The 26,296-nt window shown below is 60.8% G+C and carries 27 protein-coding genes; 12 read left to right on the forward strand and 15 right to left on the reverse strand.

Annotation, left to right across the window (positions count from 1 at the left end; genetic code table 11):
* Positions 1-3: 3 nt before the first annotated feature.
* The 4 genes from xseB to rnd all read right to left on the reverse strand — a co-directional run bounded on the left by xseB (position 4) and on the right by rnd (position 3,532).
* Positions 4-270 (reverse strand): exodeoxyribonuclease VII small subunit, encoded by a 267-nt coding sequence (xseB, locus tag ABVS03_RS02550; RefSeq protein ID WP_330971995.1) that lies wholly within the window; start codon positions 268-270, stop codon positions 4-6.
* A 9-nt stretch (positions 271-279) separates the two neighbouring features.
* Positions 280-1,641: an exodeoxyribonuclease VII large subunit gene (xseA, locus tag ABVS03_RS02555; protein ID WP_368017894.1), complete on the reverse strand. Its 1,362-nt coding sequence runs from the start codon at positions 1,639-1,641 to the stop codon at positions 280-282.
* Positions 1,628-2,320, reverse strand: a complete 693-nt coding sequence (locus ABVS03_RS02560) for a zinc metallopeptidase (RefSeq protein ID WP_368017895.1) — start codon at positions 2,318-2,320, stop codon at positions 1,628-1,630. Before ABVS03_RS02560 ends, xseA begins: the two co-directional genes overlap by 14 nt.
* Before the next feature lie 81 nt (positions 2,321-2,401).
* The gene (gene rnd, locus ABVS03_RS02565) at positions 2,402-3,532 is read right to left on the reverse strand and encodes a ribonuclease D (protein ID WP_368017896.1); all 1,131 of its coding nucleotides are present in this window, start codon (positions 3,530-3,532) and stop codon (positions 2,402-2,404) included.
* A gap of 112 nt (positions 3,533-3,644) precedes the next feature.
* On the opposite strand from rnd, the gene ABVS03_RS02570 reads away from it, so the two are divergent.
* Positions 3,645-4,619 carry a diacylglycerol kinase family protein gene (locus ABVS03_RS02570; protein WP_368017897.1) on the forward strand — a complete coding sequence of 325 codons (975 nt, stop codon included), beginning with the start codon at positions 3,645-3,647 and terminating at the stop codon, positions 4,617-4,619.
* Positions 4,620-4,677: 58 nt separating this feature from the next.
* Here the strand turns inward: ABVS03_RS02570 and ABVS03_RS02575 are convergent, their stop codons facing one another.
* Complete coding sequence (locus tag ABVS03_RS02575) at positions 4,678-5,265, reverse strand: TetR/AcrR family transcriptional regulator (RefSeq protein ID WP_368017898.1); 588 nt, start codon at positions 5,263-5,265, stop codon at positions 4,678-4,680.
* A 108-nt stretch (positions 5,266-5,373) separates the two neighbouring features.
* Between ABVS03_RS02575 and ABVS03_RS02580 the strand changes: the two genes are divergently transcribed.
* From ABVS03_RS02580 to ABVS03_RS02610, 7 genes are all read left to right on the forward strand, one after another.
* A complete protein-coding gene (locus tag ABVS03_RS02580) occupies positions 5,374-5,853 on the forward strand; it encodes an HD domain-containing protein (protein WP_368017899.1) in 480 nt (159 codons plus the stop codon).
* The gene (locus tag ABVS03_RS02585) at positions 5,853-6,425 is read left to right on the forward strand and encodes a putative ABC transporter permease (RefSeq protein WP_368017922.1); all 573 of its coding nucleotides are present in this window, start codon (positions 5,853-5,855) and stop codon (positions 6,423-6,425) included. Before ABVS03_RS02580 ends, ABVS03_RS02585 begins: the two co-directional genes overlap by 1 nt.
* A gap of 91 nt (positions 6,426-6,516) precedes the next feature.
* Complete coding sequence (locus ABVS03_RS02590; RefSeq protein ID WP_330972001.1) at positions 6,517-7,233, forward strand: acyl-ACP thioesterase domain-containing protein; 717 nt, start codon at positions 6,517-6,519, stop codon at positions 7,231-7,233.
* The gene (locus tag ABVS03_RS02595; protein ID WP_368017900.1) at positions 7,233-7,652 is read left to right on the forward strand and encodes a (deoxy)nucleoside triphosphate pyrophosphohydrolase; all 420 of its coding nucleotides are present in this window, start codon (positions 7,233-7,235) and stop codon (positions 7,650-7,652) included. The genes ABVS03_RS02590 and ABVS03_RS02595 overlap by 1 nt, the downstream gene beginning before the upstream one ends.
* Before the next feature lie 9 nt (positions 7,653-7,661).
* Positions 7,662-7,994 carry a hypothetical protein gene (locus ABVS03_RS02600; protein ID WP_368017901.1) on the forward strand — a complete coding sequence of 111 codons (333 nt, stop codon included), beginning with the start codon at positions 7,662-7,664 and terminating at the stop codon, positions 7,992-7,994.
* Between the two features lie 29 nt (positions 7,995-8,023).
* Positions 8,024-8,872: a thymidylate synthase gene (thyA, locus tag ABVS03_RS02605; RefSeq protein WP_368017902.1), complete on the forward strand. Its 849-nt coding sequence runs from the start codon at positions 8,024-8,026 to the stop codon at positions 8,870-8,872.
* Positions 8,873-8,880: 8 nt separating this feature from the next.
* The gene (locus ABVS03_RS02610; protein ID WP_368017903.1) at positions 8,881-9,381 is read left to right on the forward strand and encodes a dihydrofolate reductase; all 501 of its coding nucleotides are present in this window, start codon (positions 8,881-8,883) and stop codon (positions 9,379-9,381) included.
* Positions 9,382-9,439: 58 nt separating this feature from the next.
* Here the strand turns inward: ABVS03_RS02610 and ABVS03_RS02615 are convergent, their stop codons facing one another.
* Positions 9,440-10,237: a PLP-dependent transferase gene (locus ABVS03_RS02615; protein ID WP_368017904.1), complete on the reverse strand. Its 798-nt coding sequence runs from the start codon at positions 10,235-10,237 to the stop codon at positions 9,440-9,442.
* A 234-nt stretch (positions 10,238-10,471) separates the two neighbouring features.
* On the opposite strand from ABVS03_RS02615, the gene ABVS03_RS02620 reads away from it, so the two are divergent.
* The gene (locus tag ABVS03_RS02620; RefSeq protein ID WP_368017905.1) at positions 10,472-12,610 is read left to right on the forward strand and encodes a DUF3825 domain-containing protein; all 2,139 of its coding nucleotides are present in this window, start codon (positions 10,472-10,474) and stop codon (positions 12,608-12,610) included.
* A gap of 93 nt (positions 12,611-12,703) precedes the next feature.
* On the opposite strand, the gene thrS is transcribed toward ABVS03_RS02620, so the two are convergent.
* Positions 12,704-14,470 (reverse strand): threonine--tRNA ligase, encoded by a 1,767-nt coding sequence (gene thrS / locus ABVS03_RS02625; RefSeq protein WP_330972008.1) that lies wholly within the window; start codon positions 14,468-14,470, stop codon positions 12,704-12,706.
* Between the two features lie 598 nt (positions 14,471-15,068).
* Between thrS and ABVS03_RS02630 the strand changes: the two genes are divergently transcribed.
* The 3 genes from ABVS03_RS02630 (at position 15,069) to ABVS03_RS02640 (ending at position 17,421) form a co-directional block, all read left to right on the forward strand.
* The gene (locus ABVS03_RS02630) at positions 15,069-15,815 is read left to right on the forward strand and encodes a methionine ABC transporter ATP-binding protein (RefSeq protein WP_330972009.1); all 747 of its coding nucleotides are present in this window, start codon (positions 15,069-15,071) and stop codon (positions 15,813-15,815) included.
* Entirely contained in the window at positions 15,808-16,479 is a 672-nt protein-coding gene (locus ABVS03_RS02635) for a methionine ABC transporter permease (RefSeq protein ID WP_368017906.1), read from the forward strand. The genes ABVS03_RS02630 and ABVS03_RS02635 overlap by 8 nt, the downstream gene beginning before the upstream one ends.
* Before the next feature lie 105 nt (positions 16,480-16,584).
* A complete protein-coding gene (locus tag ABVS03_RS02640; RefSeq protein ID WP_330972011.1) occupies positions 16,585-17,421 on the forward strand; it encodes a MetQ/NlpA family ABC transporter substrate-binding protein in 837 nt (278 codons plus the stop codon).
* Between the two features lie 419 nt (positions 17,422-17,840).
* On the opposite strand, the gene ABVS03_RS02645 is transcribed toward ABVS03_RS02640, so the two are convergent.
* The 8 genes from ABVS03_RS02645 to ABVS03_RS02680 form a co-directional block, all read right to left on the reverse strand.
* Positions 17,841-18,272: a zinc ribbon domain-containing protein gene (locus ABVS03_RS02645; protein WP_330971413.1), complete on the reverse strand. Its 432-nt coding sequence runs from the start codon at positions 18,270-18,272 to the stop codon at positions 17,841-17,843.
* 214 nt (positions 18,273-18,486) lie between these two features.
* Entirely contained in the window at positions 18,487-19,908 is a 1,422-nt protein-coding gene (locus ABVS03_RS02650) for a folylpolyglutamate synthase/dihydrofolate synthase family protein (protein WP_368017907.1), read from the reverse strand.
* A gap of 37 nt (positions 19,909-19,945) precedes the next feature.
* Complete coding sequence (locus ABVS03_RS02655) at positions 19,946-21,250, reverse strand: folylpolyglutamate synthase/dihydrofolate synthase family protein (protein ID WP_368017908.1); 1,305 nt, start codon at positions 21,248-21,250, stop codon at positions 19,946-19,948.
* Positions 21,247-22,101, reverse strand: coding sequence for a RimK family alpha-L-glutamate ligase (locus tag ABVS03_RS02660; RefSeq protein ID WP_368017909.1), 855 nt, complete (start codon positions 22,099-22,101; stop codon positions 21,247-21,249). Before ABVS03_RS02660 ends, ABVS03_RS02655 begins: the two co-directional genes overlap by 4 nt.
* On the reverse strand, positions 22,098-24,113 hold the full coding sequence (locus tag ABVS03_RS02665) for a hypothetical protein (RefSeq protein ID WP_368017910.1): 2,016 nt from the start codon (positions 24,111-24,113) through the stop codon (positions 22,098-22,100). Before ABVS03_RS02665 ends, ABVS03_RS02660 begins: the two co-directional genes overlap by 4 nt.
* On the reverse strand, positions 24,110-24,775 hold the full coding sequence (gene folE / locus ABVS03_RS02670) for a GTP cyclohydrolase I FolE (protein ID WP_330971408.1): 666 nt from the start codon (positions 24,773-24,775) through the stop codon (positions 24,110-24,112). The genes ABVS03_RS02665 and folE overlap by 4 nt, the downstream gene beginning before the upstream one ends.
* Positions 24,772-25,629, reverse strand: coding sequence for a bifunctional 5,10-methylenetetrahydrofolate dehydrogenase/5,10-methenyltetrahydrofolate cyclohydrolase (locus ABVS03_RS02675; protein WP_368017911.1), 858 nt, complete (start codon positions 25,627-25,629; stop codon positions 24,772-24,774). The genes folE and ABVS03_RS02675 overlap by 4 nt, the downstream gene beginning before the upstream one ends.
* Positions 25,614-26,273 carry a cyclodeaminase/cyclohydrolase family protein gene (locus ABVS03_RS02680; protein ID WP_368017912.1) on the reverse strand — a complete coding sequence of 220 codons (660 nt, stop codon included), beginning with the start codon at positions 26,271-26,273 and terminating at the stop codon, positions 25,614-25,616. The genes ABVS03_RS02675 and ABVS03_RS02680 overlap by 16 nt, the downstream gene beginning before the upstream one ends.
* Positions 26,274-26,296: the final 23 nt, after the last annotated feature.

Consider the following 26,296-nt stretch of genomic DNA (forward strand, 5'->3'; position numbering starts at 1 on the left):
CACCTACTCGTCCAGGTATGCCGTAGAGGGAGCAGCGGTCGTATCCGGCGCCACCTCTTCCTTCGAGGCATCGAGGAGCACCTGCACCTTCTGCTCGGCATGTGCAAGCCTGTCGCGCAGGCTCTTCAGGAGCTCGACGCCGCGTGCATACTGGGCAAGCGAATCCTCGAGCTCGAGGTCTCCTGCTTCGAGAGAGCGCACGATGCGCTCAAGCTCGACGGAAGCCTCCTTGAAGCTCATGTCCTCTACCTTCGGCAGCTCTTCAGCCATGGAAATCTCCTATCTTGTCTGCGCCGAAACATCGACGCCCTTCACTTCTGTCGTCACCGTACCATGTCCGAGCATCACGTTGAGCTCGTCTCCAGGCGAAAGCTTTTCTGCATCGCTCACGACATGGCCGTCCTTGTCCTTTGCGATTGCGTAGCCACGGCCCAGGACCTTCAGGGGCGAGAGCGCATCGAGCGTCGCTGCAGCACGCTTCACCTCTGCCTCGTAAGGAACGAGCATCCTGGTAGCGGCACCCGTGAGGCGCACAGCCATGTGGCTGAGGTCCTTCTCCTGCCGCTCGAGCGCATGCGGAATCGCGTCGTGGAGGCGCTGCTCGGAAAGCTCAAGCTGAGATCTTCTGTCCTCGATGAAGGACATCGGGTCCGTGAAGCAGCGGTGCTTTGCCAGAGACTCGAGGTGCACCTGCTCGCGACCGAGCCTTCCTGTCATGGCAGAGCTCATGAGCTGCTCTGCGTGGGAAAGCTTCTCCCCTTCGCGCTCGAGCGTTGTCCCGAAGGCACGTCCAAGACGTACCTGGCGCTCGTTCAGGGTCGTCACGATCTCATCCAGAGCCGGTGCCACCGACTCAGCCGCAGCGGTCGGCGTCGAGCATCTCCTGTCTGCCACCATGTCGCAGATCGAAGTGTCAGGCTCATGTCCGATTCCCGTAATCACCGGCACGGGGCAGGCTGCCACGGCACGCGCAAGCCCTTCGTCGTTGAACGCCATGAGGTCCTCAAAGGAGCCGCCACCACGGACAAGAAGGATCGCATCAGGCTTTGCCGCTGCAGCGATCTTCAAGGCTCTCACCATGGTTCTCGGCGCTTCCGGTCCCTGGACCGAAGCACCGACCATCTGGAGCTCGACAAGCGGGTTCCTGCGCTTGAGCGTCCTGCGCACATCTTCGATGACAGAACCGGAAAGGGAGGTCACGACAGCGACACGCGTACAGAAGCGCGGGATGGGACGCTTGCGGGAGGGGTCCATGAGGCCTTCGCGCTCGAGCTTTCTCGCAAGCGCTGCGACCTGCTGGCGCAGAAGCCCTTCTCCTGACACCATGATCTTGCTCGCGATGAAGGAGAGCCTGCCCGAGCCCTGGTAGACATCGAACTTGCCCTTCATGAGGAGCTCCATGCCGTCCTTGAGCTGGATGCCGGAGGCGGCATAGACGCCCCGCCAGACAATCACCGACATCGAGGACACATCGTCCTTGACCTCGAAGTAGCAGTGTCCGCTCCTGGCATTGGGGCCACGGAAGCCCGAGACCTCGCCCGTGACGAGGAAGGTGCCGACCGATGCCACCGCACCCTTTGCGGCAGCAACCGCCTCGGAGACGCTCAGCGCCTCGTCTGAAAGCTCGCTAGTTCCGGTCATTGTAGCGTCCCATCAGATAGACAAGCTGCAGGATCGAGACAAGTGCTGCTGCGACGTACGTCAGGGCAGCCGCAGTCAGGACCTGCTTCGCACCCTTCTCGTCGATGCCTCCGCCATTGGCTGCAAGGTATTTCACAGCACGCCTCGAGGCATCGATCTCGACCGGCAGGGTCACGAGCTCGAAGATGACGGAAAAGGCAAAGAGGATGAGCGCCAGACGGACAAAGCCGGCGAGGCCCATGAAGATGCCCAGAAGCAACACGACGGTCCAGGCGTTCGTCGCGAAGTTCACGACCGGCACGAGCGCCGTCCTCACTTTCATGGGCACATAGCCCTTGGCCTTCTGGCAGGCGTGTCCTGCCTCGTGGCAGGCAACAGCGACCGAGGCGACAGAGCCCTCAGAGAAGTTCTCCTGCGAGAGATGGAGCTTGTTGTCCCTCGGGTCGAAGTTGTCCGTCAAGGTGCCACCGATCTCGGTGATGCCGACAGAGGAGGCACCGCCCTCATCGAGCATGCGGCGTGCAACCTGCGCGCCCGTCATGCCGCTCGATGCCGGGACATTGGACCACTTGCGGTATGTGCTCCTGATATATCCCTGGGCTGCCATGCCCAGGATGGTCGAGACGACGATCAGCAGAAGATACGCCGGGTCGAACCCATAGAAATAGTAGTACGGCATGAATCGACTCCTTGTGTCCTGTGTACGTGTCCATCTTCTACCCAGTATCCGACAGGAATCTGACACAGGCGCACAGGCACGCTACAGAAGCTCTATTCCCCCATCTTTCACCGTGAGGCCAATCTCGCCCTGGAGAAGCCTTGTGAGGTCGTCTCCGATGACCTCCTTCTTCCAGGAGGCGGAGAGCGGCGACGTCTCAGGGTGCCTCAGGAACTCGAGCAGGTCGTCACGCGTTGCTATGACCTGCGAGGCGATCCCGTACCGGTCCGCCTTGATGCGCAGCAGGGCATACATGAGGTCGACGACCGACTCGGTCTCGGCAGAGGGACGGGCATGCCTGTGGGTGACCTTGATATCGGAGATGTCAGCAGAAAGGCCGCGCTTCACGGCATTGCAGACCGCTGCGATCGAGGCCTGCGTGAGCTGCTCCGTGCCACGGATGCGCAGAAGCCGCGCCGGCACCGTCGGCTGCCTTCTGCAGCACTCGACGATGATCTCGTCTGAGAGCACCCAGCGCTTCGGCACATCGAGGCGTGCTGCCTCGCGCTCGCGCCAGGCGCAGATCTCGCGGGCAATCGCAAGCTGCGATTTCGTGAGCGAGGTGGATCGCTTGAGATGGAGGTAGGCCTCCTCAGGCTTTGTCACGATCTTCGAAGGATCGAGCATGCTCTGGAACTCCGGAAGCACCCAGCCAAGCCTTCCCTTCTCGACGAGCTCTGAGAGCATGCGCTCATAGATGCCCGGGAGATAGCTCACATCCTCTTCCGCATAGCGGAGCTGCGCTGCATCGAGCGGACGCTTCGACCAGTCCGTGAGCGACTCTGCCTTCGCAAGGTGCACCCCGCAGTAGGCCTCGACAAGCGGGCCGTAGCCAATCTGCTGCCTGTGTCCCAGAAATGCCGCTGCCACCTGCGTATCGAAGATCGGGTCGGGCACGCAGCCCATGGCAGCATAGATGACCTCGAGGTCCTGTCCGCAGGCATGGAACACCTTCGTGATGCGCGTATCCCGGAAGAGATCGGCTATGCAGGAGAGATCCTGCACGAGGATCGGATCGACGATAGCGGACTCTTCTGCCGTGGCAAGCTGCAGAAGGCACAGGCGCGGATAGTAGGTCTTCTCGCGCAGGAATTCCGTATCTACCGCAAGCACGCTCGAGGCGGCTGCACGCTCTGCAAAGGCACGGACATCGGCTTCATCTGTAAGATACACGCGACTCCTTCGGGATGTTCCCTGGGTATACTTGCAAGAAAGCTGGCAGCGCCAGCACTCCTCAACCATCATAGCGGCCGGGCTGCCCATCTGGCCCGCCCCGGGAGGATATATGCGAACTCTCATAATCCACAATCCCAAGTCGGGCTTCGGCTCCGACGCAATCTTCGAGTTCGAGCGCTCTCTCGTGCATCAGGGAGACACCTGCACGTTCCATGAGATTGCAGACGGCGAGACGCCCGAAGAGCTCGTCCGCAATGCGGAGGACTACGACGTGTGCGTGCTTTCAGGCGGCGACGGCACCGTCACAGGCCTCCTCCATGCCCTGCGCTACCGCGATGTCGCGGCCTGCGTCTTCCCCTCCGGCACGGCAAACCTCTTCTGTGCAAATGTCGGCAATGCAATGGAGCCTGCCGCGCTTGCGCGTGCCTGCAGGGTCGGGCACACGGCTCTCACCGATATCGCCGAGGTGCACTGGCACGACGCTGAGGGAACCGAGCACTCCCGCGGCTTTGGCCTCATGTGCGGCATGGGCTTCGATGCCCAGCTCATGTCATCCGCCATCCCGAACAAGAAGTCCATGGGCGAGATTGCCTACTTTGCAGCCGCCCTCGAGAACCCCCGACCTGTCGTCTCGCACTTCACGATCTTCGCTGACGGTGTCGTGCATGAATGCGATGGCATCACCTGCATGGTCGCGAACAATGCAATGATGCAGGGCGATATCGAGATCGTGCCGGACTGCCGCATGGACGATGGCCTGCTCGATGTGATCGTGCTTGAGACAAGCGACGCCGTGCATGTGCTGAAGCCAATCTTTGCCGGCATCCTCGACAGAAGCGGCAAGAGCATCGGACGCCCCCAGATCCAGACCTTCACCGGCAAGGATATCCGCGTCGTCTCTTCCGAGCCGATTCCGCTCCAGGTGGACGGCGACGTGATCGAAGGCACGGTCACGTCCTATGAGACGAGCATCTATCCTGCTGCGAACCGCATGATCGTGGACTCCATGAGCCGCTATCATGCAGAGGACTCGGAGGCTCCCCGCTTCTCAGGTACCGACGAGATCGCCTATCCAGAAGCGTAGCGGCAAAGACATCCCGCAATGAATCAGGGCCTGGAGCCACGCTCCGGGCCCTGATGTCCTATACGATATCTGTCGGCTCTTCGCTCTGGCCGCTACCGTGCCCGAGCATCCCCAGGAGTGCCGATACCTTATGGACCAGCTCACTTGCGCAAAATTGCCTTCCATCCTGGACCCAGCGCCTGAAGGCAGAGACGATGCCTCCTGCCACGAAATCGGGGATGAGCGACCCTGCGTCAGGCCCTGCAGCAGAGACGACCCGATCATGCACCAGGCGCTCGATCCTGGCCACAAGATCGTCTTTGACCCTCGTATGCAGGAGGGCGCCTACGGTCGACGCACGGTCTTCGGCGAGCTCTGCGATGCATTCTGCGGCATGTGCATAGCCCTCTTCGTCTGCCACTGCTTCCGCTTCGTCGAGCACATCGGCGATAGCCTCGACGGCCTCTTCTTCCATCTCATCTATGGCAGAAGAGACGCTTCCATAATGTGCCAGGAACGTCTTCTTGCTGATGAGGGCACGCTCAGCCACATCGCGGGCTGTGATATCTCCCGCATCATCGGACGACAGGAGCTCCAGGAGCGCCGTGCGTATCGCGCGGCGTGTCTTGATGACCCTTCTGTCTTCGCCTCTGCGCTCTTTGCCCATAGCTTCCCTTCGACTATCTGAGCATAGCATGAGAGAGGCTGTTTCCCGATTTGCATTTATTTCCCATTTTGGGAATAATTCTCTTTTGGTTGCGAATGGAGGATGCACATGAAGGACGGGAGAAGCTTCGAAGAGCTGGCAGAGCCGGTAGCGGCGACTGCCGCCTTCCATCAGATGGATGCCTTCATCCAGCATGGGGATACGACCTGCTCAGAGCACTGCCTCTCTGTCTCCTCCATAGCCTTCCGCATCGCCCATGCGCTCCCCTTCTCCTTCCATATGGAAGACCTCGTCACGGGCGCGCTTCTGCATGACTATTTCCTCTACGACTGGCACGAGGGCGCAACGGCGCCCGACCGCTGGCATGGGTTCACGCATCCCTTCCATGCGCTGCACAATGCAGAGCGCGACTTCGATCTCACGCCAATCGAGCGGGATGTGATCGTCCATCACATGTTCCCATTTGTGCCGATTCCGCCCAGGACCCGCGAAGGCTGGGTCGTGACGCTTGCCGACAAGGCAAGCTGCGTCGCCGAGGTCCTGGCAAAGAAGACCCAATCCCTCGAGAGGAGCACACATTGCCTGTAGTGTCCCTTGCTGAAGCCTCTGCCCACCTCCTGCTTTCTGGCGCCATCATCGCAGCCGGAGGCTGGGTCTGGGAGACCATCTACTGCTCGCTTGCCTCTCGCCATCTCGAACGCCGCGGCATGCTCTATGGGCCGACCTGCCCGATCTACGGCGTCTCTGCCATTGTTGTCTGGCTCGCTCTCGGCTGGGTCGAGGATACCCTTCTCCTCTTCCTTCTCGGATGCATCCTCTCGACCGTGCTCGAATACACTTCAGGAGCCATGCTCGAGCGCCGCTTCAACAGAAGATGGTGGGACTATTCGATGTTTCCCGGGAACTTCAGGGGCCTTGTCTGTCCGCAGGCAAGCTCGGTCTTCGGCCTCTTTGCTGTCATCGACGTGAAGATCCTGCAGCCCTCGATCCTGGGCACGCTCAGCACGGCAGACCAGAGGCTCTGCATGGCAGCAGCGGCACTCTGTCTTGCACTCTATGCAGCAGACCTCCTCTTCACCATCGCCCGTCTCGACGAGACGACGCCACGTGAGTGCATCGCCGAGCATGCCTGCCAGCTGAGAAGGCTTGTCCTGCACTGAGTGCTGCCCTTTTCGCACTAAGTGCAGGCGCTCAAGGGAGCCAGCATCTTTTTGTGGCACCATGGTCTGGAAGTCCAGACAAGGAGCCCACATGTATTCATTCGATAGCAGGGTCCGCTACAGCGAATCCGATGGAGAGGGCACGCTCACGCTCTATGCCCTCATGAACTACTTCCAGGACTGCTCCACGTTCCAGTCGGAGCATCTCGGCATCGGCCTTGACCATCTTCGGAGCAACCATCTCGGCTGGATTGTCGGCACCTGGCACATCGAGATCGAGAGCCTGCCTCACTTCTGCGAGAAGATTGAGGTCTCGACCTGGGCCTACCATCTGAGAGGCCTCCAGGCAAAGCGCTGCTTCGAGATGAAGCGCGCAGACGGCACTTCCTGCGTGAAGGCAGATTCCCTCTGGTTCATGTTCGATCTTGCCGCCCAGCGTGTCATCAATGTCCCGGAATCCGAGTATGCCTATATGGACGAGGCGGAGCCGAGGCTTGAGATCGGACCGCTCCTCCGCAAGGTCAAGGCAGAAGGACCTGGCACGAAGATGCATCCCTTCGAGGTGACAGAGCAGTTCCTCGACACGAACCACCACATGAACAATGCGAACTACGTGCTCCTCGCCGTCCAGGCGCTTCCTGCCGCCTGCCTGCCGCACACGATCGATGTCCAGTACAAGCGCGCCGCCCAGCTCGGCGACACGATCGTGCCTATCGTGCACGAGACAGAAGATGGCCACGCCGTGGACCTCGCCGCTCCTGACGGAGAGAGCTATGCGGTCGTGCGCTTTGCCGGAGAGGAGCTCTGATGGCAGAAACGAAGCATGTCGCCGCTGCCCTCATCACCGATGGCGCGCGCATCTTTGCCGCACAGCGTGCCGCTGGTGCCCAGAAGGACGGCTGGGAGCTTCCCGGCGGCAAGGTCGAGCCCGGCGAGACCGCAGAGGACGCCTGCCGCCGCGAGATTGAAGAGGAGCTTGGCCTCAAGCTCACGACGCTCTGGTATCTCGATACCGTAGAGTATGACTACCCCGATTTCCATCTTTCCATGGATGTCTATGTCGCACCAGTCCCTGCCGGCACAGAGCCCGAGCTCAAGGTCCACGAGGCGGGCAGATGGCTTGCCCACGAAGATCTTCTTTCTGTGGACTGGCTCGAGGCCGACCGCTCCCTCGTGAATGCCATCGGCCTTGCGTGGGAAGACATCATCCAGGCAGAACAGTTCTAAGGAGACCTTATGGATGATACGATCGCCGGCACTGAAGCACCGGCGCCTATAGTCGGTCCAAGCTCGACGAATGACCCCAGAAATGCAAAGTCAGGTCCGGTAGCTCTGATCATCGCAGGAGCCGTCGTCCTCTGCCTCATGGCAGCAGCGACGAGCTGCGCTGCTGGCCTCTCAGGCCTCATCTACCGCTATCTTTCGAGCTATGAGTCGTACAGCAGCTCCTCTTCCGGCCTCGGCAATGGCTACGGCTACAACGACGAATACGGCTTGGGAGATGGCTCCGGCAGCAACGGCCTGGGCTCGAACTCCGGCTCCGATGAATACTGGTATCCAATCCGCTAGATAGCTTCATTTGAGAAAGGAGCCTGCCCATGAGCAAGGCCGATGACCTCTTCATCGCGATGTGCCGCGATATCCTGGACAATGGCACGACGACCGAAGGACAGAAGGTGCGCCCCCACTGGGAGGACGGCACTCCTGCCTACACGATCAAGCGCTTCGGCGTCTGCAACCGCTACGACCTGAGAAAGGAATTCCCGGCACTCACGCTCAGGCGCACGGCGCTCAAGAGCGCGATGGACGAGATCCTCTGGATCTACCAGAAGAAGTCGAACAACATCCATGACCTGCACTCGCACATCTGGGACGAGTGGGCAGACGAGGAAGGCTCGATCGGCAAGGCCTATGGCTATCAGATCGGCCAGGTCTCGGAGTATCCCGAAGGCAGGTTCGACCAGATGGACCGTGTCCTCTATGACCTGAAGCACAATCCGTACTCCCGGCGGATCATGACAAACATGTACAACTTCCAGGACCTGCACGAGATGCATCTCTACCCCTGCGCCTATAACGCGATCTACAACGTGACGCAGGACAAGGGCTCCGACCGCCCGACGCTCAACATGGTGCTCGTGCAGCGCAGCCAGGATGTCCTGGCGGCGAACAACTGGAATGTCTGCCAGTATGCCATCCTGCTCATGATGGTGGCGCAGGTGTGCGATATGGAGGCAGGCGAGCTCGTCCACATGATCGCCGATGCCCATATCTATGACAGGCATGTGCCGATGATCGAGGAGCTCATCTCCCGTCCGACCTATCCGGCACCGAAGGTCACGCTCAACCCCGACGTGCATGACTTCTATGCCTTCACGACGGACGACCTGATTGTCGAGGACTACCAGCATGGTCCTCAGATCAAGAACATCCCTATCGCTATCTAGGAGCGCGCATGAGAGCAATCGTCGCTGTCTGCTCTGACTGGGGCATCGGAAACAAGGGCAGGCTGCTTGTCCGCAACAAGGCCGACATGCACCACTTCGTCGCCTGCACGACAGGGGGCACCGTCGTTATGGGCCGCCGCACGCTCGAGAGCTTCCCGGGAGGCCGCCCCCTCAAGAACCGCCGCAACATCGTCCTCACGCATGGCGGAACGACGCTCGATCCGGAAGCCGAGAAGGTCGCCTCCATCGACGAGCTTCTCCACGCCGTCGCGCATGAGGACCCAGACAAGGTCTGGGTCATAGGAGGTGCCAGTGTCTACGAAGAGCTGCTCCCCTATTGCACGGAGGCCGTCGTCACGAAGGCAGGCTGCGTGCGCGAAGCCGACGCCTTCTTCCCGAACCTCGATGACGACCCGACGTGGACAGTCATCGACGAGACCGATACGGATATGACGCCGGAAGGCATCCCCTTCCGCTTCGTGACCTACCGCAGCCTCAAAGCGAAATAGGTATCTCCCTGGCACACAGAAAGGGCCGCCCAAGGCGGCCCTTTTCATTTGGATGGAATCACTTGAGCGTCTGTTCGAGCGCCTCGATCAGAGGTTCCGGCTTGCCATGCCCGCATACAAGTCTCGTCCAGATGGCGCCCTCCTCATCGGTCACGACAGAGAGCCTCGAGGCGATGCCTCCTGGCACCCAGGCATTGCCTGGAGCGCAGAGGATGCGTCCCTCCACATCGCAGCGAGGCTTTCTGAGACGGAAATCGACGCAGGGCCCGAAGCCCCGCTGGAGCGTGCGCGCCGCAATCGGCTGCGTCGGATCTCCTTTGAGTCCGGGGTAGCGGACCTCCTTCACAGCCGGATGGCAGACGAGATAGCTTGCTGCCACCTGTGCGTTGTCCGAAGCAGCGCGTCTCCTCTCATCGAAGCTCCGAAGTGCCCGCGCGAGCTCATCGAGCATCCTGCCCGAGACCTCAGGCCTCTCGTCGAACGATGCGGCAAGATCCTGCAAACCCTGCGGCATATCCTTCGCAACGCTTACGGCGATAAGACCGCTTCCGAGCCATCCCAGCACTGCATCGAGCGACTCGACTGCAAGAGAGGCACCGAGACGCACCGCAGGGCAGCCATAGGAGCTCGCAATCGTATTGTCGACGACGAGGAGCTTTCCTTCTGCCTGTGCCTTGGCAGCTTCTGCCTTCACATCGAGACAGGCTATGGGCACGTGCCCAAGCGTCTCTCCAAGCACTGCCCCTTGGGGCAGTCCCTCAGAGAGATGCTCGGTCCCTCCCGGCACGATCCAGGTCCTGGCCGCCCCGAGGCGCTTCGAGAAGCCCTTCAGAATCTCTTCCAGCGTCTGATCCATTCCTATCAGCTCCTTCCATCTCCCATCTTACGCAGATTAGGCCCCTATCTCTGTACGGAAACGTCCGTAGGCGTACTCTGTTACATGCACGATGCATGCTGGAAAGGGCATTGTCTTCGATGCATCCATACATGACAGGGAATGGATGCATGTGCAGACAGACACTTTTGGGTATGTCTATTTACGTTTCGAATTCGCGCGGTCCCTGTGCGGGACATTGTTGGGATGATGAAGATGGCAAAGATTCAGCTTGGGCACCAGCTCTATATCTATCAGCTCATTGCAAAGGAATATGGGACAGGGCACCAGATATTCCTGCCAAAGATCGAGGAGCTCTTCAAGGCCGAGGGCATAGAGCCAGAAGACCTCGGCTTCGAGACATACCGCGATGTGATGGCAGCCTGCTCCGACTTCGTGACGCTCACCGATTTCAAGGGAGGCAGGAGCTACGTCACGATCGTCCAGAACGAGCAGTGGGACGAGGCGCTTGCAGCACCGGTCCAGGAAAAGGGATCGGGCAAGGCAGGAAAGCCCTGGAAGAAAAAGAAGGGCTCCCAGCTCAAGGCCGTGAAGCCCCGCCATATCCAGAAGAAGCAGAAGAAGGCAAAGCCGGAAGAGACACAGAAGCCTCAGGACAAGGCAAAGGCTCCAGAGGCAGATGCTCAAGCTGTGCCTGAAACTCCATCAGCAGAAGCGCAGCCCGAAGCAGCAGAGCCGACAGCTCAGGCAGCGCCCGAAGCCAAGCCCGAGACCGTGGCAGCCGAGGAAGAAGAGCCAAAGGCAGATGAGACCCCTGCAGTCGAGGATGCCGGCCATCCCCATGTCTTTACGCTCGATGAGATCCGTGCCCTTCCGGACGAGCCTGAGGCCGAAGAGGAACCCGCATACGAAGAAGCGGCCCCTGAAACGCCTGCCGAAGCAGAGCCTGAGCCTGAACCGGCAGCGGCGGCGCCTGCCCCTGAGCCGAAGGCAGCAGATGTCCCCGTGCAGGAAGCGCCACAGGCGCCTGTGCCCGTTGCTCCTGCAAAGGAGACGCCAGCAGCGCCCGCCAAGGAGGGACCGGAGGCGTCCGTGCTTCCGAGAAGCCTGCCCAGGAGCTTTTCAGCCGAGGTTCACTGCAAGGACGAGCTTCTGAGCCTTCTCACCCGCATGCTCCCCTTCGATATCGACCTTACGCAGATCCTCGACGAGGACTGGCACCATGCCCTCGCGACCGGTGCGGTCGAAGGCTCGAGGAGCCGCGTGAGCTTCCCGATTCGCTTCCTTGCAGAAGATGGCACGAGCCCCATCCGCCTTACGATCCGCAGGAGCACGCGTCCGATTGCCGGCAAGCAGTGGTCGCTCATCCTCGTCGACGGCGATGACGGGACGGGACACGCCCATGACGCGGTCGGCATCGAAGGTCTGCCGCATGTCGACGAAGGCGCCTGGAGCGATCTGCTTTCACAGGGTGCTGCCGATTCCGCCAAGAGTCCTGACCGCGCATTCTCCGACTTCGCATCGTTCGGCTCCTGGGAGTCGGTCCTTGCCACGCTCGCACGCATGGCTGCGCCAGAAGTGTGGTCAGATTCCGGCGCCGGAAGCGAGCGCTACCCAATCCTCCACGAGTATCTCGTCTCGACCTTCGTGCGTCTTTCGCACGAAGGGAAGATCCTCCAGGTGCCCGGAGCAGGATTCGCTGCCTTCAACACAGGCCTTGTGACCGCCTTCCAGGAAGACATCTATGCCTGCCTCACGGCAGCGACGGCTCAGGACCCCTCTCCCTGGCAGCTTGCCGGCTTCGCTGTCGCAGGAGCAGGAGAGCTCGGCCAGAAGCTCGTTGCCCTCATGAATCCGCTGCCCCAGCCTGCACGCTACCTCACATCCCTTGCCGACATCGAGCCCGATACGACACGGCTCGTGAGCATCGACTATCACGGCATCCTTCTCGGCGAGACTGAACGCCTGCCAAAGGCCTGGCTTGCCGCGCAGGTCGAAGGGACGCCAGCAGCCGCACTTGTCGACGACCTCTTTGCAGCTGGCTCTGCTCCTGCCACACGCATGCAGGCAAAGACGAAGCTTGGCCACGCACTCGCACAGGACCCCTCCGTCTGGCGCAGGCTCTGCCGCGACCTCGATGAGGCACTTCAGGCCTCGCTCGTCCATGCCCGTACGAGCTACCGCTGGTGCACCCCTGCCTATGAGCCCTCAAGCGACAGCCTGAGGCTCCTCCTGCCGCTCGCACTCTCCGATGGCCGCACCGTCGATGCAGCCCTCTCGCTCGAGCTCATGCCGTCCGGAAGCTATCAGGCCTCTTCGGTCGTGACGCTCGACCGTGCACGTGCCTGCACGCGTGTCATCTCCTCTGAGCAGCCTTCCTGGCTCAGAGTCTAGCCAAGACAACGTCCTCCAAGACGAAGGGAGGCACCCGGCTAACGCCGGATGCCTCCCTTTCTCATGCCTTGGATTGTTCCAGAGCAGCGGGAACTAGCCCCTGCGCTCCTCAATCTCCTTCGTGATATCTGCGATGAAATCGTCGAGGTCGCGCTGCACGGTCTCGTTCGAGCGGTCGCGGACGGAGATGTTTCCGGCCTCGGCCTCCTTCTCGCCGATGATCAGCATGTACGGGACACGGTCAATCGAGCGGGCCTCGCGGATCTTGTAGCCGATCTTCTCGTCGCGGTCATCGACCTTGACGCGGACCTTGGCAGCACGCAGACGGTCAGCGACCTGGTGAGCATAGTCGCGCGTCTTCTCGGAGACCGGAAGGATCTTGACCTGGCAGGGAGACAGCCACGTCGGGAACTTGCCGGCGTACTGCTCGATGAGCATGCCGATGAAGCGCTCGAAGGAGCCGAAGCCTGCACGATGGATCATGATCGGCTGCTTCTTGGAGCCATCCTTGTCCGTGTACTCGAGCTGGAAGTTGTGCGGAAGCTGGAAGTCGAGCTGAATCGTGCCGCACTGCCACTCGCGGCCGAGGCAGTCCTGCAGGTGGAAGTCGATCTTCGGTCCGTAGAAGGCACCGTCGCCCGGGTTGATCTTGTAGTCGACGCCCATGGCCTCGAGAGCATCCTTCAGGCCCTGCTCTGCGCGCTCCCAATCCTCGTCGGAGCCCATGGAGTTGTCGGGACGCGTGGAGAGCTCGACCCTGTACGGGAAGCCGAACTGCGCATAGTAGGCCGTGATCAGATGGGCGACATCGGTGACCTGCTCCGTGATCTGGTCAGGACGGATGAACAGGTGCGCATCGTCCTGCTGGAACTCGCGGACACGGAAGAGGCCGTGGAGGGCACCACGGAGCTCGTGGCGATGGTCGATGCCGGCCTCGGCGAGCTTGAGCGGCAGGTCGCGGTAGCTCCTCGGCTTGCTCTTGTAGATGAGGCAGGCACCCGGGCAGTTCATCGGCTTGATCGCGTAATCCTCGTCGTCGATCTTCGTCGTGTACATGTTCTCTTTGTAGTGGTCCCAGTGGCCAGAGGTCTCCCAGAGCTTGCGGGACAGGATGATCGGCGTCTGCACCTGGTCATAGCCGAACTTGTCCTGCATCTCCATCCAGTACTGCATGAGGGAGTTCCTGATGCGCATGCCGTTCGGCAGCCAGAACGGGAAGCCGGGGCCGGCCTCGTTCATCATGAACAGCTCCATCTCCTGGCCGATCTTGCGGTGGTCGCGCTTCTCCGCCTCCTCGAGGAGCTTCAGATGTGCCTCGAGCTCGTCCTTGCTGCGGAAGGCGATGCCATTGATGCGGGTCAGCATCTTGTTGTTCTTGTCGCCCTTCCAGTAGGCGCCGGAGACGCCCGTGAGCTTGAAGGCCTTGAGCGCCTTCGTATAGGTGATGTGGGGGCCGACGCACATGTCGACGTACTCGCCCTGCTTGTAGAACGTGATGCGGGCATCCTCAGGAAGGTCGCCGATGTGCTCGACCTTGTACTTCTCGCCGCGCTCCTGCATGTGCTTGATGGCCTCTTCGCGCGGAAGCTCGTAGACCTCGAACTTCAGGTTCTCCTTGCAGATCTTGCGCATCTCCTCTTCGATGCGCGGGAAGTCCTCCTCGGAGATCTTCTGGCCCTCAGGCAGGTCGATATCGTAGTAGAAGCCATTGTCGGTTGCCGGACCGAATGCGAAGTCGGCATCCGGGTATAGGCGCTTGATGGCCTGTGCCATGATATGTGCTGCGGAGTGGCGGATTACGTGGAGCTCCTCGTCCTCGGGGCATTCTGCGACGTGGCCGTCGTTGTACAGAACCTTCATCTGATTTCCTCTTCCATTGATGGCTGCTTGCGCTGTTCACAAAAAGAGCCCGGCAGCCGGCATCTCCGGCCTCCGAGCATTTCATGGCGCCTGTCACTTGGCCTGTAGGCCTGTCAGGGGACAGACGCCTACATAGTCTCCGGAACCGCTCTTCTGTATGCCAGAAGGCACTGTATGGACTGCATCAAGCCAAGCCTTTCATTCGAACTGGCAACAGTTTTACCACATATGGAGACGAAGCGTTGGGGAAGGACCCCAAGCCTTTGCCATCTGCGGCCAAATACCACGAACTCGTGACGGATGGGCCCGATCTGCATGGTCTTCAGGGCTCAGAAAGCAGCTCCGAACGAGCTATCTACAATTCAGATATCCTGATACCTATTTTCCATGTATCCCCCAAGCTTGATAAATCCTTAAGCCGCCTGTAAGGTTGAAATCATGATTACTGAGACGATGACATACTCCGCGCAGATGATGCAGATGCCCAAGCCCGGGCACCTGGCTCTACGTTCATGCGTGGCCAGGACCGGGCGCAGCTGATGGCTGGCCTCCGGCGGGATGTCAGTCGCTTACTGTATATCCTGATCTGGAGTCTATCGTGATAGCTATTTCGCATCTAACAAAGCAATACGGCAATGCCTCTTCCGAGCATGCTCTGGACGATGTCTCGCTCGAGATTCCTGACGGCGACATCTTCGGTATCATCGGCATGTCCGGCGCCGGCAAGTCGACGCTCGTCCGCTGCATCAATCTGCTCGAGACCCCGACGTCGGGTTCCATCGTCGTGGATGGACAGGATGTCCAGGGGCTCTCCGGTGCAGCGCTTCGGACCTACAGGCGTCGCGTCGCGATGATCTTCCAGCAGTTCGGCCTCCTGGCGCAGAAGACAGCCCTCGAGAACGTGTGCTTCCCCTATCTTGCTGCAGATGGCAAGGTCACGCCCGAGCAGAAGAAGGAGGCAGAAGGCTTCCTGGCTGAGGTAGGACTCGCCGACAAGGCAGGCTCCTATCCAGCACAGCTCTCCGGCGGCCAGAAGCAGCGTGTCGCAATCGCCCGTGCCTTGGCGTGCCATCCTGCCTACATCCTCTGCGATGAGGCGACATCTGCCCTCGACCCGGCCAGTACCGCATCCGTGCTCAAGCTCCTGCGCGAGATCAATGAGCGCACGGGCGTCACGATACTTGTGATCACCCACTCGATGCAGGTTGTCGAAGACATCTGCAAGCATGTCGCAGTGCTTGTGCACGGCAAGGTCGTCGAGTCCGGCACGGTCCAAGATGTCTTCTCAGATCCCCAGCACACCGTGACGAAGCAGCTTCTCGGAAAGGCAGGCTGGGATGAATAGCTTCCAGGAATTCCTCAATGTCTATGCATCGCTTCTGGGACAGGGCATAGCCGATACGCTCGCAATGCTCCTGATCTCCACGTTCTTCGCCTACATCATCGGCCTCTTCCTCGGCATCGTCCTCTATGTGACCGAACCCACAGGCCTTCGCCCCCACAAGGCGCTGAACGCTGTCCTTGGATGGATCATCAACATGGGACGCTCCATCCCCTTCATCATCCTGCTCGTGGCAGTCATGCCGATGACAAGGACGCTTGTAGGAACGACGACCGGCGTCCGCGGCGTCATCCCTCCCCTCGTCCTTTCGACCGCACCCTTCGTCGCCCGCATGGTCCAGCAGTCGCTCGCCGAGGTCCCGAAGGATGCCATCGAGGCAGCAGAGTCCTGCGGCGCCTCGGTACCACGCATCGTCGTCTCTGCGCTTCTGCCTGAAGCCCTGCCTTCGATTGTCCGTGGCATCTCGATCACCCTCATCACGGCCCTCGGCTACACGGCGATTGCAGGAGCAGTCGGCGCAGGCGGCCTCGGCGATATCGCAATCCGCTACGGCTACTACCGCTACGAAGATGAGGTCATGCTCGTCACCGTCGTCCTCATGATCATCCTCGTCCAGATCATCCAGAGCACCTGCGACGCAATCGCAAAGGCGATTGACCACCGCTAGGCTCAGCTCCTGTCCACTTCTCTACATGGCACTGCCGCAGAAGGCATTTCGCCCCTGCGTTTGTAGCTTGCACCCTAAAACACAAGATTTGAAAGGAAATCAGCCATGCTCACCCGCAAGAACTTCCTCGCTGGCTCTGCCGCCCTCATCGCTTCCTCTGTCCTCGCTGCCTGCGGCAATTCCGGCTCTGCGAGCTCTTCTGCCTCCGAGACGAAGACACTCACGGTCGCAGCCTCTCCTTCGCCGCACGCCGAGATATTGAACAACTTCGCCGTGCCCAAGCTCAAGGACCAGAACATCGACCTCGAGGTCAAGGAGTACACCGACTACATCATCCCGAACCAGGTCACCTCTTCGGGCGAGGTTGATGCCAACTACTTCCAGCATATCAACTACCTCAACAACTACAACAAGGAGAACGGCACCGACCTTGTCGGCGTTGCCGCCATCCACTACGAGCCGTTCGGCATCTACGCCGGCAAGTCCTCCGACCTCAAGAACATCGCAGATGGTGCACAGATCGCTGTCCCGAATGACCCGACGAACGAAGGCAGAGCGTTCCTGCTCCTCCAGCAGGAAGGGCTTGTCACCCTCAAGGATCCTGAGAACCTCGAGGCAACGCCTGTCGATGTCGCAGAGAACCCCCACAGCCTGAACTTCGTCGAGGTCGAGGCAGCTGCTGTCCCCCGCCAGCTCCAGGACGTCGACTTCGCTGTCATCAATGGCAACTACGCAATCGAGGCAGGACTGCATGTCTCCGACGCTGTTGCTGTCGAGGCAGCAGATGGCACAGCTGTCGAGCAGTACGCCAACTACATCGTGACGACGCCCGACAAGCAGGACGACGACCGCATCAAGGCACTGGTCTCTGTCCTCACCTCCGACGACTTCAAGACCTACCTCAAGGACACCTACGACGAGGATGTCCTGCCGGCATTCTAGGATCTCATCTGAGACCGCAAGACAGCGAGGGGCGCACATCCGTGCGTCCCTCTTTTCTTGTGCGGAGACATGACTTCTCAGGCATCGACGGCAGCCTGCCTTTGCTATGGCCTGGCACAGCCGGAGACCGAGCGGCAGGCATCCGCCTGCACAAGGACGAGGAGCCACGTCCCGATCCGAGCAAGACACACATGTATGTGTGTCTTGGCTTTGCAGCACCCATTCTCTTTCTGACACGCCAATCTGCTGCCGTGGACACCTTGCATGCATAGCAGTGCCCCGCTCACGCAGGGGCCGCCTCGAAGCTTCTGCCTCTGTACGGCACAGGCCCTCAGCAGAAGAAACGCTGTCCTCTCCCGACAAGAAAGGAGCCCCATGCCGTCCGGCACAGGGCTCCTGAAACGTTCTCGCGTGTGGTCTTACTGGATGCGCGTACGGCAGTACGGGCAGACCTTCCATTCCGCATTCAGCGGACGGTGGCAGGTCGGGCAGACGTTCCTGACCTGGGTGTTGCAGACCGGGCAGACGACGAAGTCGCGGTCGATCGGCGTGCCACACTTCGGGCAGATTCCGTAATGGGAGAGCTGGTGCTCGCGCAGGGCGATATCGAGGTCCTGCTCCTCGCGGTCGACGAGATAGGAGCTCGGACGGAGGATCACGTAGGCAAGAAGGCCGACGATAGGAATGACCGAGATGATGGCCCAAAGCCACCAGGGCTCGGCGCCACGGCGCTGTGCATCGCGGATCACGTAAACGATCGAGAGGATATAGAGGATCACGACGCAGGCAACCATCAGGTACAGCACCATGCGTACTTCAGGGGTAATGATCTGATCGAGAAGCTCTTGCATGTGAAAGGCGCTCCTTCTGTTCTGGGACGATGCTGCATTCCTGCGCACGTTCTCTTTCGGCAATTGCAGACAAGCATACCGCTATGGACGCAGATGCCCAGGCCACAACACGGCCGCCGGTGCGTTCATGAGCCAATCTTCACAAAAAGCAGGACCTTCGTCAAGCCTTCACGCCAGACTGCGCATGTCTTGGAGGTGGATGTAAAGATACCCGCTACCTGAGCCAGGGACGATAGATGGCAGCAACCTCGCCTGCTGTCGTGATCGATCCGCAGGCGCAGAAGGACTTGCCCCTGAGCGCCTTGACCGCCTCAGGAACCGAAGGATAGATGCCTTCTGGCTCTTTGCCATGGGCGCGGAAGACCTCAGCAAGCTGGGCTGCCGGAAGGGCGCGGGGAGATGCGGTCTGTGCACAGACGACCTTCGGAAAGGCAGCAGAGAGCCTCTCCACGATGCCATCCACATCCTTGTCGGCAAGTACCGCGCAGAGAAGATACGGCCTCTTCTCACGGTCTGGCTCCACATCGGCGACAGCTGTGAGGAAGGCATCGACCGACTGCGGATTGTGGCAGGCATCGATGAGGACGACCGGCTTCGGACAGACGATATCGAAGCGTCCGGGCGTCGGCGTCGTCACGATGCCATCGTAGGCATGGTCTGGATCGAGCGCACGTCCGAGGAAGTCCTCGGCAAGGCAGACCGCACAGGCGATGTTTGCTGCCTGATAGCCCGGCTTCAAGGCGCCAAGCTCCGCAAGCGTCTGGCGCGGCGTCGTGACATCGAAGATGAGGGAGCCACCGATGCGCCCCGGCAGCTCACGGATACGGAAGCTTGCATGGGGAAGGTCGGGATGCGCAGCAGGCACACCTTTCTCCATCTCCCCTGCCGCATCTTCGAGCCTCTCGGGCCGAAGCAGCGTCGGCACAGCCCCAGCCTGCTTCGCCTGCTTGAGGAAGACATCCTCGACGCTTGCAGGGGTCGCCGTGCCGGCACCGAGCACGCAGGTGCGTCCCGGCTTGATGATGGCAGCCTTCTCTGCAGCGATCTTCTCGAGCGTATCGCCCAGAATCTTCATATGGTCGAGGCCTATGCCCGTGATTGCGACCGACTCGATCGAACGGCAGGCAGACGTTGCATCCCATCTGCCGCCCATGCCGCACTCGAGAACCGCGACATCGACGCCGGCTTCCGCGAAGGCAACGAAGGCAGCGACGGTCAGAAGATCGAACTCCGTGATATCGAAGGGAGGAAAGCCTTCTGCCGCACGTGCGGCAAGGACCCGTCTGCCCGCCTCGTCTGCTGCGGCAACCGCATGGGCAAACGCCTCTTTCGAGATGGGCTTGCCGCCTATCTCCATGCGCTCGTTGTAGCTCACAAGCTCAGGCGAAGTATAGAGGCCGCAGCTGAGACCTTCTGCCGTAAGAAGCCCTGCCGTATAGCGTGCCGTCGAGGTCTTGCCATTCGTGCCGGCAATCTGGACGGAACGATATGCCTTGTCAGGATCATGGAGCTCTTCGAGCATCGCCGTGACCGGATCCAAGCTCGGAGAGATGCCGAAACGGAGCGCCCCCTTCAAGGTTGCAAGCGCCTCGTCGTATGTCGTGTCCTTCACAGCGAAGGGAAGCGTATATCCCACTGATATCTCCTCTCAAGCATGCCTGGACATGCTGATCTCAATCGTTTGCGATGGCGGCTTCGGCCTCTGCAATGACAGACGTCGTGCCAAGGAGGCAGACGGGACATCCCGTCGCACGTGCCTCCGAAAGCGCTCCAGCAACTGTCGGAGCGAAGTGCGTCTCTATCCCTTCAGCTGCAAGGCATCTTCCCTGCCTCTCCGTGAAGACGTAGTGCGGATTCTGGGAGGCCGTGAGCCAGATCTCGTCTGCCACCCCCGCCATCTCATGCACGACGCCAGCATAGTCCTTATCGTCGGGAATGCCGACGATTGCGATGAGACCAGGACCGCAGCCGAGATGGGCGAGCGCCTCTCTTGCTTCCTCAGCGCTTGCCCGGTTGATGCAGGCATCGACGACGAGCAGCGGTTCCTTCGAGACAAGCTCCATCCTGCCCGGAATCCTGAGCCTGCCCAAGGCTTCGCGCACCTTGCGCCCCGCGAGCTCATGTCCCAGAAGCGCTTCTGCAAGCGCGAGCGCCAGTGCCGCATTGCGTGCCTGGAACTCTCCCAGAAGCGGCAGCTCCACGTCTTCGAGCACCTGGCTCTGGTTCTTGAGCGTACAGATGATGCCTGCCTTGCCCCAGCGGATATCCGTGGCCTCGAAGTCCTTTCCATACTCCAGAAGCGGTACGCCGAGCGCACGGGCCCGCTGGGCAATCTGGACCAGAGCCTCTTCCTCCTGCGGGCCTATGAAGGCGGCTTCGCACTCAGGCTGTATGGCATAGGCCTTGTCAGCGGCGATGGCAGAAACCGTAGGGCCAAGCTCGCGCGTATGCTCGAGGAAGATGGTATTGATTGCACAGAAGCGGTGCGGCACGTTCGTGACATCGTCGAAGCGTGCCCCCTTGCCGCACTCGAGGATGTCTGCCCCAGTGCATTGCGTACGGAACCACGCAAGCGCTGCCGCGCACTCGATCCCTATGGGGCTCACAAACTCGCCGGGCAAGAGCTTGCCCTCGATCTTCTCTATGGCGGGCGCCACCGCCGTCACCGCTTCTGCAAGCTCACTGTCCGATATCGGCACTCCATCCACGCAGAAACGCTCGTTGAAGCGCCTGATGTGCGGGCTTGTCATGAGCCCGACACGCCGCTCTGTCTGGACAAGCGCGGCTGCCATGCGAGCAACCGACCCCTTGCCCTTGCTGCCCGTGACGATAGCGGTATCCGCATGGGCAAGGCTCCTCAGAAGATCGCGCGTGAGCTCGGGGTGCCGCTTCTCGGAGTCAGGTGCATCGAAGGAAAGCTGAGGTGCAGCCGCCATATACGACGCATAGATGAAGTCTTCTGCCTCGTCTCTCCTCATGCAAGATCGTCCCTGATCGTACGCATCACGAGGCCTGCGACATTGACGCCGGAGACGGACTCGATTCCCTGCATGCCTGCCATCACATTGACCTCGCAGAACCAGTAGCCCGCATGGTCCACAAGAAGATCGAGCCCGAAGAAGTCGAGCCCCGTCTCTTTCCAGACATCATGCACCGCTGCACGCATGTCTCGATCGATCTCCTTCTTCTCGAGCTCAGCACCAAGCGCATAGTTCGCGCGGAATCCGTGCTCTGCCTTCCTCCTCATGGCAGCCACAGCCTCGCCGCGGATGCCGAAGACACGGATATCCTTTCCTAGGCTCTCCTCGATGCACTGCTCGAAGAGAAGCTCGCGGTCAGGTCCCACCTGCTGCTCTAGGCGCGCGAGGTCATCCTCGTCCTCGATGAGCCAGATCTCGCGTCCTTCCGAGCTTGCAAGCCCCTTTGCGACGAAGGGGACGCCGACCTCGGATGCAAGCGTCTCGAAGCCGGCGCCGGCATGCGCGAGCACCCAGCGCGGCATGCGGAAGGCAGAGGAGCTGATGTCTTCCACCTGTGCATGCTTGTCCACATAGCGCGCGAAGGGGGCGATGCTGTTGTAGCTCCTTTTCGCAAGCGCATTTGCTGCCGCTACGAGGTGCCCCCATTTGTAGCGGTTCACCACGAAGTCAGCAGGCGCAAGCGGCTCCCCGTGAAAGAGCAGCGTTCCATCCTCTGTCTTTCCCATGTCGGCAATGCCGGTAATGGAAAGATCCATAGCGAGGGCATGCGCCTCTTCGACAAGACGGCGGCAGGTATAGGCAGAGCCCATGTCGCTGTAGCGCTCTATCAGATAGCCAGAGAGCCTCATCTGACCTTCACCCTTTCTTCGTTGAGTGCAGCCCAGGAGATGATCGGGAAGAGGACGAGGCAGATGAGAATCTGGATGGGCAGGTCCAGATCGAGCTGGAAGACCGCAATGACCGTACCGAGAAGCGCTATGAGCTGGAGGTCCATGCTGCGTCTCAGGATATGCGACTCCTTCCGCTCGACCGTGACCACATCGTTCACGGAGTCGATGCCCAAGGCTGCGCGGGTTCCAGCAGGCAGGCTCACGCGCGAGTCATCAATGCCCTCATCCACAAGCACGCGGAGCTGAGCCTGCGCGCTGCCGAAGCGCACACAGATTCGGTCATTGTCCTCGACGCCCGCAAGCTTCATGAGGTCGGGAGAGAGGCGGGCGATGCCATTCGCATCGTCTTCGTCCTTCGCATAGGTCGAAAGGAGCCAGAGCTTGCGGGAGCCTATCCACCGGTCGAGGAAGGCATCCTCGATGCGGCCCAGGCGCCCCTTCTCCTTTGCCTTCGGCGCATCGACAAGGACAAGCTCGAGGGCCTTGTCCACGCCGAGCGCACGTTCGGCCTGGGCGAGACGCCTGAGGTCGTCGCCCGAGCAGTCCTCCCGAAGACGGCAGAACGGGTCCGAACGCGTCGTGCTCGGGCTATAGCTTCTCCTCATGAGCTCGCACGTATCCGCATCCGCACGGTCGAGAAGAAGCTCCATCTCCTCCTGCCGGATCTGATGGACTGGCAGCTGTCCGATACCGAGCAGGGTCTTGAAGTAGCGCGGCACATAGACGCTCCCCTCATGCGCCACGAGCGCATAGGGTGCATAGTCGGCGCCATGAGGGTCAATCACGAGCTGCGTATCCGATACGCGCGAGTAGAGCACGCACTCCTTCGGACGTGCGGAATCCCCCGTCTCCTTCTCGATCCACTCAGCCACATCATGCGAGACATAGACCCTGTCCACATGCTCTGCAACAGGAACGCGGACCATGCAGGCACGGGCAGGCGTCCTCTGGACAAGCACAGGCATCCCGGCTTCCGGCTCGAGGAGCCCTTGGCCAGAAGCTCCTCCGAAGAGCCGCTTCGTCATGCGGTTCGGCAGGAAGATGGCAGATGGGCATGCATCTTCACCCACAGCAGAAGATGCCAGCTTTGCCTCTGCATAGGCGCTGTCAGCCATGCGCACATGGACGAGCGGAGCTTCTCCGGAAGGCCCCTGGAGGCAGAGCGTACCTGAAATGCCCTCATGAGATCCTGCACTGAGATAGCAGACATCGCGGGGCAGCTGCTCCTTTGCCTGGAAGAGGTGCATGACCTGAGGATCGGGAGCTTCCTTGTCCCAGCGTCCTGCCATGAGGCAGAAGAGCGCAAGGCCTTTTGCCAGGGCAGCGACTGCTAAAGGATTTGCCACATTCCGGAGCTGTCCGTTCACCTCGAGCTGGAGCGTGGGCACCTGGGCTCGTTCGGAGACATTCCTTCCAATCGTATGAGGACCTGCCGCCGCGAACACGCCGTCATGCACGACTGCATCGTCGAAGCGGCCGAGCTCCCCCACCGTCTGGACAAGCGAGGCATCCATCAGGTCGAGAAGGAACTTGTGTCCTAGAAGGGACGGATGCTCCTTGCCGCCTGTGCCGATATCGACACCGAAGCCGCGATCTGACGCAGCACCGTGGAGATCGAGGACGCAGGATATCCGATGCTCAAGGCAATAACGGACAAGCTCTCTCTGGTACGTGTTCTCCTCGAAGGCATCGAAGTTCGGATCGTGCCCGTCTGACCTTGCGTGGCAGAAGACATGGACGCCTGCCTCCTCATGGAGCCAGAGCGCGAGAGCGCCTGTCAGGATCTCTGCACGCTTGTCCTTTCCCTCCCGCGTCTGCGTCACCGCATGCGGCGCCGAGACCAGGATGGGGATGCTGCCCTCCTCTATGAGGAGCTCAGGTCCTCTGCCCTCATAGCTATGGCTCGAGAAGCGCTCCTCGAGAGACGAGAGGCGCTCTGCCGGGGCATCTGCCATGCTTGCTTCCATCATCTGCTGCTTCTGCCAGCTCCCGCAAGCTCGCGTGCCTCGCGCCTGAGCTCGCAATCATCCGCAAGCACGCCACGCGCTGCCTCGGTCACGGTGAGGGACCCGGTGCTCTTGATGCCCCTCATGGTCATGCAGCTGTGTTCGGCAGAGAGGACGACAAGCGCACCTTCGGGGTCGAGCTCTTCCATCAGGGCATCTGCAATCTGGGCCGTCAGGCGCTCCTGCACCTGGAGGCGATGGGCATAGCCCTGGACGAGCCTCCCGAGCTTCGAGAGGCCGCAGATCCGTCCATGCTTCGGCAGATAGACGACCGCAGCTGTGCCACGGAACGGCAGGATATGGTGCTCACAGAAGGACTCGAACGGGATGTCGCGCACGACGACGAGCTCATCTGAATCAGGAGCCTCGAACTGCTTCCTCAGATGCGCCTTCGGCTCTTCCCACATGCCCGAGAGCAGCTCTTCGGTCGCCCGTGCCACGCGTGCCGGCGTCTCCTTGAGGCCTTCACGGTCAGGGTTCTCGCCTATCGCCAGCAGGAATTCGCGCACGGCATGCTCGAGGCGCTCCTCGTCGATCTCGGCAAAGCCCTGATCGTTGAGCTCGCGTCCATAGGCGTCCTTGGTGCCGGTCAGATGTGCCGGCTCGAATGTCGAAGATTCCCTCATGCCTCAGCCTTGGTCCTTTCTGCTGCCTCGATCGTGTGCTCGGCAAGAATTGCGCAGGTGACCGCGCCGACCCCTCCCGGCACCGGCGTGAGCGCACCCACAATCTCTTTCGCCTCTTCGGCGACATCGCCGACAAAGCGGCCTTCCGAGGAAAGGTAGTTCATACCGACATCGATGACAGTCTGGCCAGGACGGAAGGCATCGGCCGTGAGCATCTGGGGCCTGCCGACACAGGCAACGACGATGTCCGCTGCACGCGTCTCTGCAAAGAGATCCTTCGTGTGGCTATGGCAGAGCGTCACAGTCGCATTGCGCCCGAGCAGGAGCGAGGCGAGAGGGCGTCCCACGACAAGCGAGCGTCCGACGACCGTGACCTTGGCTCCATCAAGCGCGGCACCATAGTGGTCAAGCATCGCGACGACCGCAGCTGCCGTGCAGGGAGCAAAGCCCACTCGGCTGCCGGAGAAGACGCCGTAGAGCGAGCCTTCCGTGATGCCATCCACATCCTTTGCAGGATCGAGCGCGGCTGCCGCTGCCTTCTCGTCGAGCGTCTTCGGAAGCGGGCGGAACATGAGGCAGCCATGGATCGAGCTATCCTCATTGATGCTGCGGATTGTCGCTTCGACCTCATCCTGCGTGACATCCTCCGGCAGTGCAAAGAGCTTCGTCTCGATGCCCGCCTTGGCACAGCGCTTGTCTGCGGCATGCTGGTAGGAGATATCGTCCGGGCGCTCCCCCACACGCACGAAGGCAAGGCAGGGCTCGATGCCCGCGCCTTTAAGCTGCTCGGTCCGTGCTGCCTGCTCCTCGGTGAGCGCACGGGCAACCGGTACCCCTCTCAGCTCCTCTGCCATCTGATTCCTCTTTCCACTCTGAGATAGGCCTCATCAGCCTTGGCACAGCCATCTTCGAGCATGGCCTGGGTACGGGAGACGAGGATCTCTGCATAATCGCGGTCTTTCATTGCCTTCGCATTGATGAAGACATTGAGACAGGCTGCCTTGAGCGACGCCGAGAGCAGCGCTGCGCCTGCCCCTGCATCCGTAAGCGCCATCTTCGAACCGATCTTCGTGAGATCGTCGACAATCACGATCGCCTCGCAGATGGCCTCCATCAGATGCTCAGGCGGCTCCGATGCCTGGCGCAGCGCCTCCTCAAGGACGCGCGTGCGCTCTTCCTTCTCTTCTTCGGTATCCCGCGGCATCCTATAGGCACGGGCAAGCGGCCTGAATGCTTCGGCATCTTCTTCTGCGAGCGTGAACATGCGGCCTCTCAGCTCTTCGAGCTTCGGGAGATACTCCTCGATCTTCGGCTGCACCTCTTCATAGCGGCGCTTGTGGCGCGTGAGGTTTGCGACCATCTCGCCCAGGGCGCATCCCACCGCTGCTGCCGTGGCTGCCCCTGCACCGCCGCCTGGCGTCGGCTCCTTCGAGGCAAGCGCCTCCACGAGCTCCTCGGCCGTGCAGTCGCGCATTCTCTTCTCTTCTGGTTCCGTCACGTCTCTTCCTTGTCTGCGCAGCA

It is taken from the genome of Olsenella sp. AGMB03486 (genome assembly GCF_040884255.1).
GTDB lineage: Bacteria > Actinomycetota > Coriobacteriia > Coriobacteriales > Atopobiaceae > Olsenella_L > Olsenella_L kribbiana.